Source organism: Paracoccus sp. PAR01 (genome assembly GCF_014851995.1).
GTDB classification, from domain to species: domain Bacteria; phylum Pseudomonadota; class Alphaproteobacteria; order Rhodobacterales; family Rhodobacteraceae; genus Paracoccus; species Paracoccus litorisediminis.
On the sequence record NZ_JACVAW010000011.1, the window covers coordinates 93,253 to 109,448 of the forward strand.

Below are 16,196 nucleotides of genomic sequence, written 5' to 3' on the forward strand. Positions count from 1 at the left end.
ATATCTCGGCCTAAATCGGAAAGACGTTGACGGCATGCTTGCCTGTCTTGCCGAGGACGCGATCTTCCACAACATTCCAGCGGGCACCGAAACGACAGCAGCCTCGAACAAGACGGTCTTCGCCGAGATGGCGGAAATCGCCGACAGCGCCCGGTGACGACTGATCCACCGAGTGGGTGGAAAGCCGGGCAAGACCTGAAGTTTTCCGGCACGCCCTTGCTCTGCGCGACGGAAGGATCGCCGACCCTTACTGCCGGACGTAGTCGATCTCTCGGGCCAGCCAGCAGCCAAGGCGCAGTCCCGCGATCTTGCCTTCCTCCTCGCGAAGCACCATGACCGTCCAATTCCCCGGCGCCGGCGCATCCATCGAGCGGCGCGTGGCGATCTGCCAGACGTCCTGCCCGGCCGGTTCCATCCGCTCCATCCGGCCTACACCCAGCATGCCACTGAAACGCACATAGGCCGCACCGTCTTGGGCCGCAATTTCCAGTGACGCGCCCAACTCGGCCGAGTGATAGCTCCCAGCGATCTCGATTGCATCGGCCGACTGGATCTCGGCAAGTGGCGTCAGCAGGGCTGTCGAGTTGTCGCCGGGGCGCTGCATCGTCATGGTGTCGCCATTGCGGGTCAGCGTCACCGTCGATGCGGCAAGCGTGCCTTCGGGCGTTGGCTTCACCTTCTCGGCCCCGGTCGCGTGATGCAAGACCGCCGCATGCCGACCGGATTCAATCCGGGTCAGCAATCCGTTCGGGCCAATCCACTGCCCGTCCCAACCATCCGGCAGCAGAACCGGTGCCGGTTCCGTCTCTCTCAGCGCGGCCCGGATCAGGCTGGCGGCGGCGTCAAATGCGCTGCCTTCGTGGTTGAAGATCACGACCACGGACAATCGGGCGTCGTGTGCATGCAGCCGTTGGGCGCGGAAGCCTCGCAGCGCACCGCCATGACCAGTCAGGGCATGACCAGCAATCGAGACATGGGCCAGCCCATATCCATAGCGTGCGGGCGTGCCATCGGCGAAATACGGTGGAGCCGAGATGCGGCGGTATGGACTGCCCGCATCCTCGCGGGTCGCGTCGATCCATGCCTCATAGGCCAGCATATCATTGAGCGAAGCCGAGATTCCGGCATCCCCGATCCAATGGATCGCATTCTGCGCCGGGAAAAATCCTGTTGCGTCGCTTCCCTCATAGCCGGTGACGCCATCCTCGGGACGGCTGGTATCCGAGGTCAGGACGGCGGTTTTCATTCCTGCGGGTTGCCAGATAATGCGGCGGTAAAGATCCTCAAGCGTCTCGCCCGTGTCGCTTTCGATCAGCTCGGAAAGGATGCGGTAATTGCAGTTGCAATAGGAGTATTGCGATCCGGGCAGGAAATGCCCCGACTTCATGCGCGCGATCATGGGAAGCGCGTCCTCGCGCCGGAACTGCTGCTCGGCCAAGGCCCCCTGCAGCACCGTCAGCGCCCAGTAGTCGCGCAGGCCGGATTGGTTGTCGCACAGATGTTGAACGGTCGGCAGCAGGCCGGTGAAGTCGGGCAGGAACTCGGCCACACGGGCATCCAGCCGCGACGGGTCCTTCTGTGTGGCCAGCAGGACGGCGCAGGTGAACTGTTTCGAGATCGAGCAGATCGGCAGCCGCGTTTCCCGCATCATCGGTTGGGCGCTGTCCAGATCGGCGTAGCCCCAGGCTCGGGCGGCCAGAACCTTGCCATCCTTGACGACGCCCGCGACGCCCCCCGGACCGGGAAAGCGTTTGGGCAAGGCGGCCAATGCGGCTTCGAGGGCGGGAAGATCGATATTGCTCATCTACGTGATCCGATGGTGGGCGTGGGTTGTGGGCTTCTGCGAAAGCGATCTATCGCTATTTTGGCAGGTCCTGCCCGGTCTGGTTTGTCAGTTGAACGCTAAGTTCGGATGCCACCCACAGGATCTTGGCCGCTTCGTCGCCAACCGCGACAAGTCGATGGCCCATCGAGCTGTCGAAATAGCAGCTGTCGCCCACTTTCAGGGTCAGTGGCGCATATAGCTCGGTCAGAAGCTGCACCGAGCCGGACAGGACATAGATGAATTCCTCGCCCCGGTGACGGATCTGGTCGGTGGCGGGGCCGGGTGGAATGGTGGCGACAATGGGGAAGAAATGCTTGCTTGAAATATCCGCGGACAGCAGCTCGTAATCATAGCGCTCGGTCCGGACCGGGATGCCTTCGCCCGCACGGGTGACGCTGCGCCGTCCCGCACCCATTTGCGAGGCGCGCTCGTCGATCAGCGTCTCGGGCCCCATTTCCAGCCCCGCGGCCAGCCTGACGATGCTGTCATAGGTCGGCGACATGCGGTCATTCTCGATCTTGGAAATCGTCGACGAGGCCAGCCCGCAACGCGCCGCAAGGTCACGGACCGTCAAGTTTCTGTCCTGCCGCAAGCTCTTGATGCGGGGACCGAAGCCTTTGATACGCTGGCGAATTTCGTCATCGGTCGGCATGGTTTGCGCCCCTTGGGTGTTCATTGTCTCGGTTTGTCTGGGAACCCCGGTCACGGGGATGCGGGTCCAGGAGCGACGCATCGAACCTATCACCCGCCCGGGTCGAGAGGCAATCGCGGGAATGCCGGTCAAGGGGCGCGCTCGGCCTATTTAGTCTAGACATATCAAGTTTTCGTTTGACGCGTGGCGCGATTTCTGTTCACTATAGGAAACATGATGCCTATCCGATACAAGAAATATCCGGGTAGCGCGGGCCTGATCGGCCACCGAAATTCAACCAATCTTGCCGGCAGAAAATCGGTCAAGAATGACCGGGAGAAAAGACGTGACAGGACGACATTTGTCATTCGACGACATGGTCGCAACCCTTGGCGACGTGCTGCGCGCGAATGGCTGCTCCGAGCAGGTTGCGCAGACGCTTGCCACGAATTGCGCCTCGGCGGAACGCGACGGCAGTAAAAGCCACGGGCTTTTCCGCATGGAGGGCTATGTCTCGACCCTGCGTTCGGGCTGGGTCGATGGCCGCGCGATCCCCGTTGTCGAGGATGCCGCGCCGGGTTTCGTCCGCGTCGATGCCCGGAACGGCTTCACCCTGCCCGCCCATGACGCCGCCCGCGCTTTGGTCGAGGAAAAGGCCCGCCAGAACGGCATTGCCGCCCTTGCCATCCGCAATTCGCATCATCTGGGCGCGCTGTATCTGGATGTCGAATCCTATGCCGAAAAGGGCCTGATCGCCCTTTCGGTGGTCAATTCCATGGCGGTCGTGGTTCATCCCGGATCGACCAAGCCGGTCTACGGGACCAACCCGATCGCATTCGCGACGCCCCGCGCCGAAGGTGGGCCGTTCCTGTTCGACTTTGCCACCTCGGCCATGGCGCATGGGGACGTGCAAGTCGCGGCCAAGCAGGACCGCCAGCTTCCCCCCGGCACGGGCGTGGATGCGAATGGCGCGCCTACTCAGGACCCCAATGCGATCCTGTCCGGCGGTGCGCTGCTGCCCTTTGGCGCGCATAAGGGCACGGCCCTTGCCATGATGGTCGAGATCCTCTGCGCCGCCCTTGTCGGCGGGCAATATTCCTACGAAGTCGATTGGAGCGAACATCCGGGCGCGCATACCCCACGGACCGGCCAGACCCTGATCGTGATCGACCCGACGGTGGGCGCCAGCAACCTTGCCCCCTTCGCGCAGCGCGTCGAGGCTCTGATCCAAGAGATCCGTTCCGGCGGCCCGGTCCGCCTGCCGAGCGAGGAAAGATATCCGGCGCGGGAAGCCGCTGCCCGAAACGGCATCGCGGTCGATGCGGCCCAATGGGACGCCATCCTTGCGCTGAAGGCCCCGGCTCAGACCGTCACGGCCTAAGACATTCTGATCATCGGATCAGCCTATTCACACCCATCCTCAGGAGGAGATGGCATTGACAACACATGTCCCGACCGCGGCCCATCGGCGCAAGGCGCTGATCGCCAGCCTGATCGGCAGCTCGATCGAATGGTTTGACTATTTCCTGTACGGCACCGCGGCGGCGCTGGTGTTCAACAAGCTGTATTTCGCCAGCGAAGACCCGACGATGGCCTTGCTGCTGTCCTATCTGTCCTTCTCACTGACTTTCTTCATCCGTCCGATTGGCGGGGTGATCTTCGCCCATATCGGCGACCGCATCGGCCGCAAGAAGACGCTTGTGATCACGCTGTCGCTGATGGGCACGGCGACGGTCGGCATTGGTCTGCTGCCAACCTATGAAATGATCGGCATCTGGGCGCCGATCCTGCTGGTCGGTCTGCGCATCATTCAGGGTCTGGGCATCGGCGGCGAATGGGGCGGCGCGCTGCTTCTGGCCTATGAATATGCCCCTGATAACCGCAAGGGCTTCTTCGGCTCGGTTCCTCAGATGGGCGCACCGATCGGCATGCTGCTGGCGACCCTGTCGATCACCAGCATTCTGGTGCTGCTTACCGAGGAAAGCTTCCTGTCCTGGGGTTGGCGTCTGCCCTTCCTGCTGAGCGCGACGCTGGTCTTCCTGGGCCTGTGGATTCGCTCGGGCATCGATGAGACCCCGGAATTCCGCGAAGCCAAGGCTACCGGCAAGGTCTCGCGCATGCCGCTGACCGAAACGCTGACCACGCAATGGCGCGAAGTGCTGATCGCGGCTGGCCTGAAGGTTGTCGAGACCGCGCCCTTCTATATCTTCACCACCTTCATCGTCAGCTATGCGGTGACCAACCTTGGCTTTGCCCGCGAAAGCATCCTGACCGCGGTCATGATGGGCGCGGCGGTGTCCTCGGTGATGATCCCGATCATGGGCTTCGTCGGCGATCTGATCGGCCGCCGTCTGCTTTATGTGCTGGGAACGCTTTCGATGGGCCTGTTCGCCTTTCCCTATTTCCACATGGTCAATAGCGGCAGCACGGCCTCGCTTTCGCTTGCGACGGTCATCATCTTTGGTCTGATGTGGTCGCCGATCACCGCCGTTCTGGGTACGCTTTGCTCGGAAATCTTTGCGACGAAGGTGCGCTATACCGGGATCACGCTGGGCTACCAGATCGGCGCGGCCCTTGCCGGCGGCACCGCACCTCTGATCGCGACCTGGCTTATTGGCCGCTATGACGCGTGGCAGCCGGTTGCCATTTACATCATGCTGCTTGCCGTGATCTCGCTGGCCAGCGCCTTTGCCATCCGCAAACGCACCGTCCATATCGGCGGGAAGTTTGCAGAAGCGGCCGAGTAAGACATTCAAGACGTAATAAGAACGGCGCCCCGAGCCATCGGGGCGCCGTTTGCATTTTGGCGGCCGACACGGTGCGAACGCCCAGTCTGCGCACTGGGTCGCGAGATATGCGATCACCATGTAGCGACAAGGAACGCCTACGAGGCAGTAGAAATTCAAGCCGGCCGTCAGTTGCGACTGCGCAAAGATCTCGATCACCCCGCTCGAATTCGCCAGATCCGGAATCGCCGCGACGATCACTTGCGGCAGTAGGACACACCGCCGCAACTGCGGATCGGCATAGGCCAGCGAATAGGCGTCGTCCGCCTGTCCGGTGTCGAAGGAATTCAACGCCCCTTCCCCACTTCAGCGCAACAGCGAAACCAGAAGCGTCACCCAGTTCGGCGTGAGATCGCCATTGAAGTCAATGCAGATAAGACAGGCCATGAACTCAAGCGCTTTCCGCAATCCGAGTAGAACAGAAAGAACAACACCACCATCGGCCCCCCTTGAGCGCGACCTTGCAGGCGATCATCAGCTCTCGCAGGACGGGATCTTGTTGGAATCGGAATGGGCGACGTGCTGCCCAGAAGGCGCGAGCAAGCAAAAACCGGCACGGCCATCGCCAGCGTAATCGGGACCGCAGCGCATCCGACCGGTCGTGCTAGGCGAGCTGAGCGCGAAGGCGCCTTCGAAAGATCGGCATGGCGGCGGGCATGAACAGCGGCGCGATATTTACAGCCATTGACTAGTGAGGTGCCAAGCGCGCCTAGTTCGAGGTCGGCACGGTCCAGCCTGTCTTCAGGATACATGATGGCGTTGAACAGGAAGGTGCGCGCCAGACAGCTTTCGGGTTCATGCGCGAGCATCAGCAGATGTTCCGACACACGTTTGGCCGAGGGCATCACCGCCAAGACCTCGTACTGCTCGGGCGTGACCGTCACCAGATCCACATGACGCGCAATGGTCGCAAGCGGTTCGGAAAGGCCCTCGGCCCCTTGAGCAAGCTGCATCACCGGATCATCGGCCGCGATTCTCACAAGCAGGCCAGCGACGATCGAGGATAGGAACTGCCCGATATGCATATCTAACGGTAGGTCCGAGGGGGAAAATTTAGCCAGTGTCGCCGGGATCAAATCGGTCCGGATGGCCGAGGTGGTTGCAATCCGCAGGATAGGTCCCTTGTCGGCCACAATCGTCTTGGCGCGCGCCGCGAGTTCCTCGAAGCACATCAGAAGGCCACGCCCAGCAGCAGGTCAAACCCCAGTCCGGACTCGGGATGGTCCGGGTTGCCAACGGCTGAGACTGGCCGAGCATCTCGGCCACTTTGGTTATGCTGTAGCAGGTCGCGACGGCAAGGAAGGTCTGGTGATGATGGGTTTCCATCGGCCTAAATGCGCAGATTTTACTATCGCGTTTTGCTGTCGTTGACCAAGCGGCAGGAAGACGGGCCGCGCGGACCTTGCCGTTGAGATGACCAAACCGCAACGGCGTCGCATGGCGGCGGGAGATGCGCCTAGCCGACCGGGAATAATAGAAGATGGCCGACAAATGCTGTCGGCCATCCCCACTGCCCCTTTGCCACTTACCAGTTGAAGTCGTCACCGTTGAGCTGGTTCAGGCGGGTATCCTCGATGATCAGATGATCGGTACCTGACCGGATGACGACGTCGCCGCCGACCTGGCTGGCCGCACCGCGGACATCCGACCAGCTGTCGAAGCGCGCATAGGAGGACAGGTCGATCGTGTCGTCGTCGCGGTCGAAATCGGTGACGCGGTCGCGCCCGCCATTCCAGACGAACACATCCGCCCCCTCGCCGCCGGTCATGGTGTCGTTCCCGGAGCCGCCGTTCAGGGTGTCATTGCCCTCATGCGCGACGATGCGGTCGGCACCTGCCTCGCCGAAGATGCGGTCGTCGCCTTCGCCGCCATAGATGACGTCGTTTCCGGCACCGGCACGGACGGTGTCATTGCCCTCGCCTGCGCTGATCGTATCGCGGCCCGACCCGCTGATCGAAAGGTCGTTGCCCGAGCCAAGGGTGATCGAATTATTACCGCCTCCGGCGCGGACGATATCGTTGCCTTCGCCGGCATTGATCACGTCATTGCCGCCAAGGGCATCGATCACGTCATTGCCCGAACCGCCAGTGACGCGGTTGTGGCCCGAGCCCGCATTGATGCGGTCATTGCCCTCGCCGCCATCAATGGTGTCATTGCCACCATGCCCCAGGATCGTATCGTCGCCGGACATGCCAAGGATCTTGTCGGCAAGGCTGGTGCCGTTCAGGCGGTTGTCATCGTCATTGCCACGGATATTGGCCATGGTTGCTCTCCGTCAGTCTGGAATGGACCGGCATGAAGGGCGGCACTTTGACCGCGGGTCCGCATTCGGCTGCCGGTTCGGCCGGTGCGGAATTCAGGCGCCGTCAGGCGCGGTGGCGATCTGCCAGTCGCTGACCGACCAGCAGCATCCGCATGGTGTTTTCGGCGGCATTGCGCAGCAGTTTGGCGCCCCCGCCGATGGCCTTCTGCAACGAACAGGGCCGCCGCATGATCGAGGCATAGGCACCGATCCCATGCTCATAGGTCTGGCGCGCGCCCTTGCCGATGGTTCCGGCCAGGGCGACGGTCGGGATGCCAAGCGCCGCGGCGCGACGGGCGACCTCGCAGGGGACCTTGCCGAAGGGGCTTTGCCCGTCCAGCGCGCCCTCGGCGGTGATGACCAGATCGGCGCGGCCCAACAGGTGGTCGAAATCCAGATAATCCAGCATGATCTGAAAGCGTGGATGCAACTCGGCCCCGGCAAAGGCGATCAGCCCCGCCCCCAACCCGCCCGAGGCCCCCGCGCCGGGCATCGGCCCGACATCCTTGCCGGTCGCGGCAAGGATCGCCTCGGCATAGCGGATCATGCCGCGATCAAGGCACTCGACCTGATCGGGCATCGCGCCCTTTTGCGGGCCAAAGACGCGGGCGACGCCGCGCGGGCCCAACAACATGTTGTGCCAGTTCACCGCCGCGTCGATCTTCACCCCCGCCAGCCGCGGGTCCAGCCCCGCCATATCGATCCGGGCTAACCGCTCCAGCGCGCCGCCACCTTCGGGCAGGTCATCGCCCTGTTCGTCCAGCAGCCGCGCACCCAACGCCCGCGCCATACCCGCGCCGCCGTCATTGATGCCGCTGTCGCCGCAGCCGATCAGGATGCGTTCGACCCCGTGATCCAGCGCTTGCAGGATCAGCTCTCCGACGCCGCGGCTGGTGGTCAGGGTCGGGTCGCGGCGGTCGCGGGGCACCAGCGACAGGCCCGCGGCGGCGGCCATCTCGATCACTGCGGTGCGGGGGCCGTCGCCGCCCATGATCCCCCAGAAGCTGGGAACTGGGTTGCCCACCGGGCCCGTCACGGTTGCCGGAACTATCCGGCCACCGGTCGCGACGATCAGCGCCTCGGTCGTGCCCTCGCCGCCATCCACCATCGGCGCGGTCAGGATCACCGCATGGGGGGCGGCGCGGCGCACACCACGGGCGATGGCCTCGGCCACATCCTTGACCGACAGCGATTCCTTGAAGCCCGAGGGCGCGATCAGAACGGTCAGTGACATCTCATATCCTTTCCGGTTGTCTGATGGGGTTACGCGCGGGGATGCGCCGCTATTCCCGACCCGCACGAAAAAAAATGAAAAAGGCGGCCGAGGCCGCCATTTATTTTGAAAACACTAGGAAAAATTATCTGATGGTCAGCCGAATTCCGGCGGGCCTGAGCACCCGGTTCAATCGATGCAGGGCATCTGGTGGGGTACTGCGTCGGGGGGACACTGCCCGACGCGTATTTTCCGAGGTGACCTCCCGTTTCGGGCGCGGGACCGGGCGCGCTGCGACCAAGGGGGCTGGCGCAGGGGTCAGGACCACGGCCGAGGCCACCAGCGTCGCGGCAGGCAGCGGTCGCGGTGCATCCCCGCGCAGCCCGGCAAGCTGCGCGGGCCAGACCAGCAACGCAAAGGCGATCAGCAGCGCCGTGACCGCAGGCGCCAGCGGCAGGGCCAGCCGCATAAGGTCGCGTTGGTCGAACCCGGCCCCTTCGGCATTGCCAAAGATCGCCACCGGCTTGGCCGAGGCCATCATGCTTTGGCAAAACCCCGTGCCCATGACCGCGATCAGGATCAACAACGCCGGATCATGCCCCAACGCCGCCAGCGGCAACGCCACGGCCGGGATCAGCACTGCCGCGCGGGCCGAGCGCGAGGTGATCGCCAGATGCGCCAGCACCGCCGTCACCGAGATCAGCACCACCACCATTGGCAAGCTGCCCGACCATGCAGGGGGCAGCACAGCCAGCGCCTGACCCGCCAGCCAGTGATCGGTGCTGGTCGCAGTCATCGCCTCGGCGATCAGCACGGTCGCGGTCATGTAAAGCAGCATCTCGGTATCGACGGCGCGAAAGATCTCTTTCGGTTTCTTGTCGGTAAAGGGCGGGGTCAGCAGGATCAGCGCGCCGATCAGCGCGACCAGCGACATGCCGATCCCGTGCAGCCCGGCGCTTAGCCACAATCCGACGATCAGGGTCAGGATCAGTCCGATCCGGGCCTGACGGCGGCGTGCCTCGGGCGACGGGGCGGGCAAGTCGATGCGGGGCAGCGGCCTCCACCAGTCGGCGCGCGGAACGAACAGCCACAGGATCAGCAGCGCCCCGATCAGGCTGGCCAAGACGGAAAACGGCAGGCCCAGCATCGCCCAGTCCAGATAGCCCAGCCGGATGCCGCTTGCGCCCCGGATCGCCTGCGCCGCCAGCAGATGCGCCCCGGCCCCGATCAGCGAGGCCCCCGCCGACAGCAGGATCACCGTCGGAAACAGCAGCGCCAGCGCCCGCACCAGCCTGGGATCGGGTAGCGCCCCGGCAATGGCGGCAAAGACCGGCAGCAAAAGCGCCGCCCGCCCCGAGGTCGAGGGCAGCACGAATGCCGTCGCCGCAATCGCCAGCGTCAGCGCCAGAAACAGCGGCAGCACCCGCATCCCCCGCACCAGCAGCGGCGCGACCAGACGCTGGGTCAGGCCGGCCTCCTTGGCGACGGCGGCGATGACAAAGGATGACAGCAGCAGCCAGACCAGCTCACTGCCAAGCGCGGTGAAAAGCTGGGCCTCTGTCAGCACGCCGCCCAGCACCAATGCCAGCACTGCCGCCAGCGCGACGAGGGATTCCGGGATTCGCGTGCCGACCCAGCCAAGGATCGCCAGCCCCGAGACAGCCAGCGCCATCCGCCCCTGCGGCGACAGATCCTGCGGCAGTGTCGACAGCAGGGCGATCCCCGCCGCCAGCGCCGCCACGATCAGATGGCGCGGGTCGGGCATCGGAAGGACCGATAGGCTGCGAGCGGTCATGGCGTTCTCCTGTGCATGTGCGTCACAGGGTTACGCATGGGCGTCGGCTTTATTCCCGCAGGGCGGCGGCCTCTTCCTCGGGCGTCATGGGGGCGGCGGCACCGATGGCCGCGATGGCGTCGTCGATGCTGCCCTGACCCGAGGCCGGGCGGTAATCCTGCCCCGCAGCCTCGGCCACCGCGGCATAGCGCGCGGCCCAGCCACCGGCCTCGCGGCAGGCCAAAACCACACGCTGCGCGGTTTCATATTCGCGGCAAAGCGCCCCGTCCTTGGCCCGGAACGAGGCGATCATCGCCAGTTCCCCACCACCCTCCAATGCCTGAACCTGCCCCGAGGGCAGGCTGTCAAGCGCCGCCAGTTCGGCCGGGATGAACCCTTGCGGGCCGGGCGCACCCGCCCATTCCCACCAACCCAAGCCGATCGCCACGATGGCGGCCGAGGCGGCGGCCGCCATCCAGGGCCTGCGGTTCAGGTTCGCGGATCGCTGCGGCGCACGGACGGGCGCGGCCAGCGGCGTACCGCCGGGCGGCACGACCGGGCGCGGGCCGGGGGCGTGGCTGGCGGTCGGGGATGGCACGACCGGGGCCGCAGTGCCGGTGGCGGATGCGCGGATCATCGCGGCCAGCGGGTCTTCGCCCGGCTGGTCCTGACGCAGTCCGGACAGCAGGCGCCGGGTTTCCTCGAACCGATGCAGCCGGGATTGCAGTTCCGGATCGGCGGCAATGGCGCGGCGCAGTTCCTCGGCCCGCACCGGGTCAAGCTCGCCATCCGCCAACGCCATCAGGATTTCGTCATCGATCTGCATGGGCCCGTCCTTTCCGCCATCCATGGCCGTATACGTCCCGCCGCTCATCTTATTCCCAGTCTTTCGGAAAGCGCCAGTCGGGCGCGGGACAGCCGGCTCATCACTGTGCCGGGCGGAATGTCCAGAATGCGCGCGGTTTCGGCATAGGTCATTTCCTCGACGCAGACGAGATGCAGGATCTCGCGCTGCTCGGGCGGCAGTTCGGCCATCGCCGCCTCGACGCTGCGCAGCATCAAGCGGGCCTCCAGCGCGGGGGCGGGGTCGATGGGCAGGGCCTCGGGCATGTCATGGACATCCAGTTGCACACCCGCGCTGCGTTGGCGCCGGGTCTGGTCGATGAACCCGTTACGCATGATGCGGAACAGCCACGGCTCCAGCCGCTGGGTCGGGTCATAGCTGGCCGCATTGGCGATGGCACGCTCGGCCGTCTGCTGGACCAGATCGTCGGCCTGATCGGCACGACGCGTCAGGGACAGCGCATAGCGCCGCAGATTGGGCAAAAGCGCAATCATCGCCTCGGCAAAAGCCGCGTCCATTCCACCTCCCTGCGTCAGAAATTGACGAGACCGGGGAATAATAGAGAGTGCAGAACGTAGAATGTCCAGAAACCCCGGCTGGAGGACATGATGCCGCGCCACCCCTTGCTGTTCCTGAGCCTTGCGCTGGCCGTGATGATGGCCGACCTGAATCCGCAACCACGGGGTTGGGGGCCTGCCGCCGCATGGGCCGATGACGACGATGATGACCGGGGGGATGACGACGATGATGATGACGATGCGCCCGTCCGTCGCCGTCCTGCGCCGCCGCCTGTCATCCGCGCCGCCCCCCTGCCCCAGCGCGCGCCGAACGAGGTGATCGCGCGCGGCCTGTCGCCTGCCGATCTGCAGGTCCTGCAGGATGCCGGTTTTCGCGTGCTGCGTAGGGTGACACTTGCCGATGGTGCGCCGCTGCACCGTCTGCGCAAACCCGATCGCATGTCGATGGAGGAAGCCCGCGCCATGGTGCGAGACATGGGGTCGGCCAATGCGGCGGATTTCAACCATTTCTACCGCCCCGGCAATGCCGCCCCGGCCTGTTCCGGCGCGGATTGCCCGGCGCGGCAGATGATAGCATGGCCAGCGGATACGTCTGGCTGCGGCAGCCCGGTGCGGATCGGCATGGTCGATACCGGGCTGAATGCCGATCACGCCGTGCTGAAGGATGCGCGCATGCGCATCCACCGCATCGATCAGGGCAAGGGGCTGGCGCGCTCGGATGCGCTGCATGGCACGGCAGTCGCAGCGCTGCTGGTCGGGCGGGCGGACAGCCGTTCCCCCGGCCTTGTGCCGCAGGCCGAACTGGTCGCCGTCGATGCCTTTCACAAGCAGCGCGAGGATGAGCGCGCCGATGCCTTTGCCTTGGTTGAGGCGCTGGACTATCTGACCGCGGAGCAGGTCGACATCGTCAACCTGTCGCTGGCCGGTCCCCCGAACGAGGCCTTGCGCCGCCAGATCCAACGCATGGCCCAACAGGATATCGTGCTGGTCGCCGCAGCGGGCAATGGCGGCCCGGCAGCGAAACCGGCCTTTCCCGCTGCCTATGAGCAGGTCATCGCCGTCACCGCTGTCGACCGGCGCGAACAGGTCTATCGTCGCGCCAACCGGGGCAAGCATATCGACCTGGCCGCGCCGGGGGTGAATGTCTGGACTGCGGCCTCGATCAGCGGGGCGCGGACCAAGACCGGCACCTCATTCGCCGCACCCTTCGTCACCGCCGCCGCGGCCCTGCTGCTACAATCCGAACCGCAGCTGACCGCCGCGCAAGTTCGCGCGCGACTGCAACAGGGCGCGCGCGATCTGGGCAAGGCCGGGCCGGATGATGTCTTTGGTCACGGGTTGGTCCGGCCCGCCCCGGCCTGCACGGCGGCGCGCGGGCTTTAGCGGCGGCTCACAGCGCCAGTTCGGGTGAACGGCCGCTGTCCTCAAGCTGCCAGCAGGCGTGCCATGCGCCGTTGCGGCGGTCCAGCGTCAGGTAATTCCGCTGGGCCACATAGCGCCCGACCTGACCCGGAATCCGCTCGATCCGGATATGCTTGCCCGCAATCGGATCGTCGCCCAGCGTCGACAGCGCCCCCAGAAACCGCGCCCAGCCCTTGGGCGGCGGGCGGTGAGCAATCCCCGAGGCGACCAGTTGGTGCAGCACCGCACCCGCATCAAGCGGCATCACCGCGCGAGTCGCCAGATGGATCTCGCCCGAGACGGCGATGACATTCTGCCCGGCGCGGCCCATCTCGACCATCAGGCGCAGCATCCGCCGCCATTCCTCACGATGGCCGCGGCTTTGCCATTGGTCGCGCAGGTCGTCCTCATAGCGCTGCATGCGCGGGACCACGATCATCAGCGCCTCAAGCAGCGACAACCGCGGCCCCAGCAACGGCACGCTGGACATCAGGATGCAGCGTTCATCCGGACGCAGGGGCGGCTGGGTTTCCATAAAGGCCCAGCCCCCCGGCCCCATGATCTGGCGGCGCGTGCGTTCCGATCGCAGGTCGGGCGCGACCAGCCGGAATCCCGGTGCATGGATCGCCCAGCCCAGATGACCGCCCTGCGGGTCCGCGAAACGCGCGGGCAGATCGCCATCCACCGCCGCAGCCTGAAAGATCAGATAAGCCTCGCGCGCGGCGGCAAAGATCGCCCGGCCCACAGCGGAATTCGTGGCCCGGCGCGCCAATGAGCCCCAGCCGTCGCAGATGTCGTGATCGTCCCATTGCATGACCGCCGGCACCCGCGCCGCCAGCCACGCGAAATCCGGCGAGGTATAAAGCGCGGCATAGCGTTCCAGAAAACGCTCTCGCAAATGACGGTGCAGGCTGCTCAGGTCACCGGGATCGTCGGGGATGCTTGAGGGCCAGCTCTGGGTCAGCGGATGGCCATCGGTCACCTCATCGGCATAGACCTGATCGCCCCCATGCAGCAGCAACGCGAAGGGGGCGGCGCGATGCTCGGCCCGCAGCCGCGCCCACATGACGTTCCGCTCAGACCCCTCGCGGTCCAGATCGCCGGTCTCCTCGCCATTGCAGGACACAAAGGCAAGTCGGGTGTCGTCCTGAAGGTTCAGGTGAAGCGGATAGGTTTCGCCATTCCAGCGATATTCCTGCGCGCCCGGCGGCAGGCTGAACCGCGCGCGATAGACCGTCGCCGCGTCATATTCCGTCAGTACCTGCGGCTGTACTTGCCCAAACGAGGTTTCCAGCGCGGGGATCTCGGCCCCTTTGGGCAGGATGAACAGCGCCGCCAGATGAAACTGCTGATCGTCGACATGATCCAGATAGAGGATCGGCCCGATGGCCTTGGTCGTCTGGGTCATGTGGTCCTTTCAAACTTCATTCGCGCCGTGCCGCTTGGGCGGCACGGTTCCTGCGGTCTTGCGTCTTCAGGAGAAAGTCACGCGAGTCCGCATGCGTCCTGAACCACGGGCAAAGCCCAACGGCTAAGGGCATGTAGTTGCGGCGATTCCGTGTCGCAACCTCGGCGCCCTATTTGACGCCTCACGATCAGGTCAGGTCGGGCGCTTGGTATGCCCGTCAAAGCGACCCGGTTATGCGGGCCATCTAGCAGCATGGGTTCGGGGAATGAATCCCCCACAGATCATCCTTGCAACGATCAGATGGGAAAGGTCGGATGGACCGACCTTTCCCACAAGGTTCCAGCAAAGCTGCGCCGCTATGTCTTATGCCAGCAGGCCCCGCGCGATGATCGTGCGCTGGATTTCGGAACTGCCTTCGTAGATGCGGAAGATCCGCAGGTCGCGCAGGTAGCGCTCCAGCGGGAAATCGCGGCAATAGCCATAGCCGCCATGAACCTGCAGCGCGCGGTCGGCGATGCGCCAAGCTGCCTCGGATGCGAAAAGTTTCGCATGCGCGCTTTCGGTGGCGTAGCGGGTGCCGGTGCCGCGCAGGCGTGCGGCGGCATATCCCAAGGCGCGCGCCGCCGCGAGGTCGTTGGCGCTGTCGGCCAGCATCCATTGCAGCCCCTGGAAATCGGCGATCGGATGGCCACCGACCCGACGTTCCTGCGCATAGCGGATCGAGGCGTCAAGGGCGGCGGCGGCAATGCCGGTTGCCTGCGCCGCGACCTCGATGCGTCCATTGTCCAGAACCCGCATGGCGGTGCGAAAACCAGAGCCCTCGGCGCCGATGCGGTTTTCCTCGGGGACCAGACAGTCGAAGGTCACGCCAAAGACATGACCACCGCGCAGGCCCATCGTGCGCTCGGCCGCCGCGACCGAGACACCCGGCGTCACCCCCGGCTCGACCAGAAAGGCCGAGACACCGCGCGCCCCGGCATCGGGGTCGGTCTTGGCAAAGACCACCATGAACTCCGCCGCGCCCGCATTCGAGATGAAGGCCTTGGAGCCACGGATACGGTATCCCGCACCCTCGCGCCGGGCCGTGGTCCGCATGTCGGCAGGATTCGACCCCGCCTCAGGCTCGGTCAGGGCAAAGGCGCCAAGCGCACCGGCCGCCGCGCGGGGCAGGATGCGCGCCCGCAGTTCGGCGTCCGCGCCCAGATGCAGGCTGTCGGTGGCAAGGTAATGCGCGGTCAGCATCGAGGCGGTCGATCCGCAGGCCCCGGCGATGATCTCGACCGCTCGGTAAAGTGCGGGACCGGACAGCCCCAGCCCGCCATCGTCTTCGGGCAGGTTCAGCCCCATCAGCCCCAGTTCGGACATCATCGGCAGATGGCAGATGGCAAAGGTCTGGGTCTCGTCAAGCTCTGCCGCGCGGGGGGCCAGCACATCGGCTGCGAACCGTTCGATCTGATCGAGGATCGCGCTTTCGTCTTCGGTCCAATCCATGTC

14 protein-coding genes are annotated in these 16,196 nt (G+C 65.1%); 4 read left to right on the forward strand and 10 right to left on the reverse strand.

What is annotated here, in order from left to right:
• Positions 1–34 precede the first annotated feature (34 nt).
• Positions 35–157 (forward strand): hypothetical protein, encoded by a 123-nt coding sequence (locus tag IB235_RS25590; protein WP_255524359.1) that lies wholly within the window; start codon positions 35–37, stop codon positions 155–157.
• 90 nt (positions 158–247) lie between these two features.
• Here IB235_RS25590 and IB235_RS16510 read toward each other — a convergent pair whose 3' ends face one another.
• Together IB235_RS16510 and IB235_RS16515 are read right to left on the reverse strand one after the other, a co-directional pair.
• Complete coding sequence (locus IB235_RS16510; RefSeq protein ID WP_192337610.1) at positions 248–1,804, reverse strand: D-aminopeptidase; 1,557 nt, start codon at positions 1,802–1,804, stop codon at positions 248–250.
• Positions 1,805–1,859: 55 nt separating this feature from the next.
• Complete coding sequence (locus IB235_RS16515) at positions 1,860–2,558, reverse strand: helix-turn-helix domain-containing protein (protein ID WP_370576913.1); 699 nt, start codon at positions 2,556–2,558, stop codon at positions 1,860–1,862.
• Between the two features lie 244 nt (positions 2,559–2,802).
• Between IB235_RS16515 and IB235_RS16520 the strand changes: the two genes are divergently transcribed.
• Together IB235_RS16520 and IB235_RS16525 are read left to right on the forward strand one after the other, a co-directional pair.
• Positions 2,803–3,837, forward strand: coding sequence for an Ldh family oxidoreductase (locus IB235_RS16520; RefSeq protein ID WP_370576914.1), 1,035 nt, complete (start codon positions 2,803–2,805; stop codon positions 3,835–3,837).
• Positions 3,838–3,892: 55 nt separating this feature from the next.
• A complete protein-coding gene (locus IB235_RS16525) occupies positions 3,893–5,203 on the forward strand; it encodes an MFS transporter (RefSeq protein ID WP_225612398.1) in 1,311 nt (436 codons plus the stop codon).
• Positions 5,204–5,574: 371 nt separating this feature from the next.
• On the opposite strand, the gene IB235_RS25190 is transcribed toward IB235_RS16525, so the two are convergent.
• The 6 genes from IB235_RS25190 to IB235_RS16555 form a co-directional block, all read right to left on the reverse strand.
• Positions 5,575–6,414 carry a carboxymuconolactone decarboxylase family protein gene (locus IB235_RS25190; RefSeq protein ID WP_225612400.1) on the reverse strand — a complete coding sequence of 280 codons (840 nt, stop codon included), beginning with the start codon at positions 6,412–6,414 and terminating at the stop codon, positions 5,575–5,577.
• Between the two features lie 353 nt (positions 6,415–6,767).
• Positions 6,768–7,505 (reverse strand): calcium-binding protein, encoded by a 738-nt coding sequence (locus IB235_RS16535; RefSeq protein WP_192337614.1) that lies wholly within the window; start codon positions 7,503–7,505, stop codon positions 6,768–6,770.
• 103 nt (positions 7,506–7,608) lie between these two features.
• Positions 7,609–8,778, reverse strand: a complete 1,170-nt coding sequence (locus tag IB235_RS16540) for a glycerate kinase (protein ID WP_192337615.1) — start codon at positions 8,776–8,778, stop codon at positions 7,609–7,611.
• 124 nt (positions 8,779–8,902) lie between these two features.
• Complete coding sequence (locus IB235_RS16545) at positions 8,903–10,552, reverse strand: SLC13 family permease (RefSeq protein WP_192337616.1); 1,650 nt, start codon at positions 10,550–10,552, stop codon at positions 8,903–8,905.
• Positions 10,553–10,601: 49 nt separating this feature from the next.
• Positions 10,602–11,357 (reverse strand): anti-sigma factor, encoded by a 756-nt coding sequence (locus IB235_RS16550; RefSeq protein ID WP_225612402.1) that lies wholly within the window; start codon positions 11,355–11,357, stop codon positions 10,602–10,604.
• 44 nt (positions 11,358–11,401) lie between these two features.
• Positions 11,402–11,893 carry an RNA polymerase sigma factor gene (locus IB235_RS16555; protein WP_192337618.1) on the reverse strand — a complete coding sequence of 164 codons (492 nt, stop codon included), beginning with the start codon at positions 11,891–11,893 and terminating at the stop codon, positions 11,402–11,404.
• 90 nt (positions 11,894–11,983) lie between these two features.
• Here IB235_RS16555 and IB235_RS25595 point away from each other — a divergent pair, with 90 nt between their 5' ends.
• Complete coding sequence (locus IB235_RS25595) at positions 11,984–13,276, forward strand: S8 family serine peptidase (RefSeq protein ID WP_255524362.1); 1,293 nt, start codon at positions 11,984–11,986, stop codon at positions 13,274–13,276.
• A gap of 7 nt (positions 13,277–13,283) precedes the next feature.
• On the opposite strand, the gene IB235_RS16565 is transcribed toward IB235_RS25595, so the two are convergent.
• On the reverse strand, positions 13,284–14,702 hold the full coding sequence (locus IB235_RS16565; RefSeq protein WP_192337619.1) for an alkaline phosphatase D family protein: 1,419 nt from the start codon (positions 14,700–14,702) through the stop codon (positions 13,284–13,286).
• Positions 14,703–15,065: 363 nt separating this feature from the next.
• Positions 15,066–16,193: an acyl-CoA dehydrogenase family protein gene (locus IB235_RS16570; RefSeq protein ID WP_192337620.1), complete on the reverse strand. Its 1,128-nt coding sequence runs from the start codon at positions 16,191–16,193 to the stop codon at positions 15,066–15,068.
• Positions 16,194–16,196: the final 3 nt, after the last annotated feature.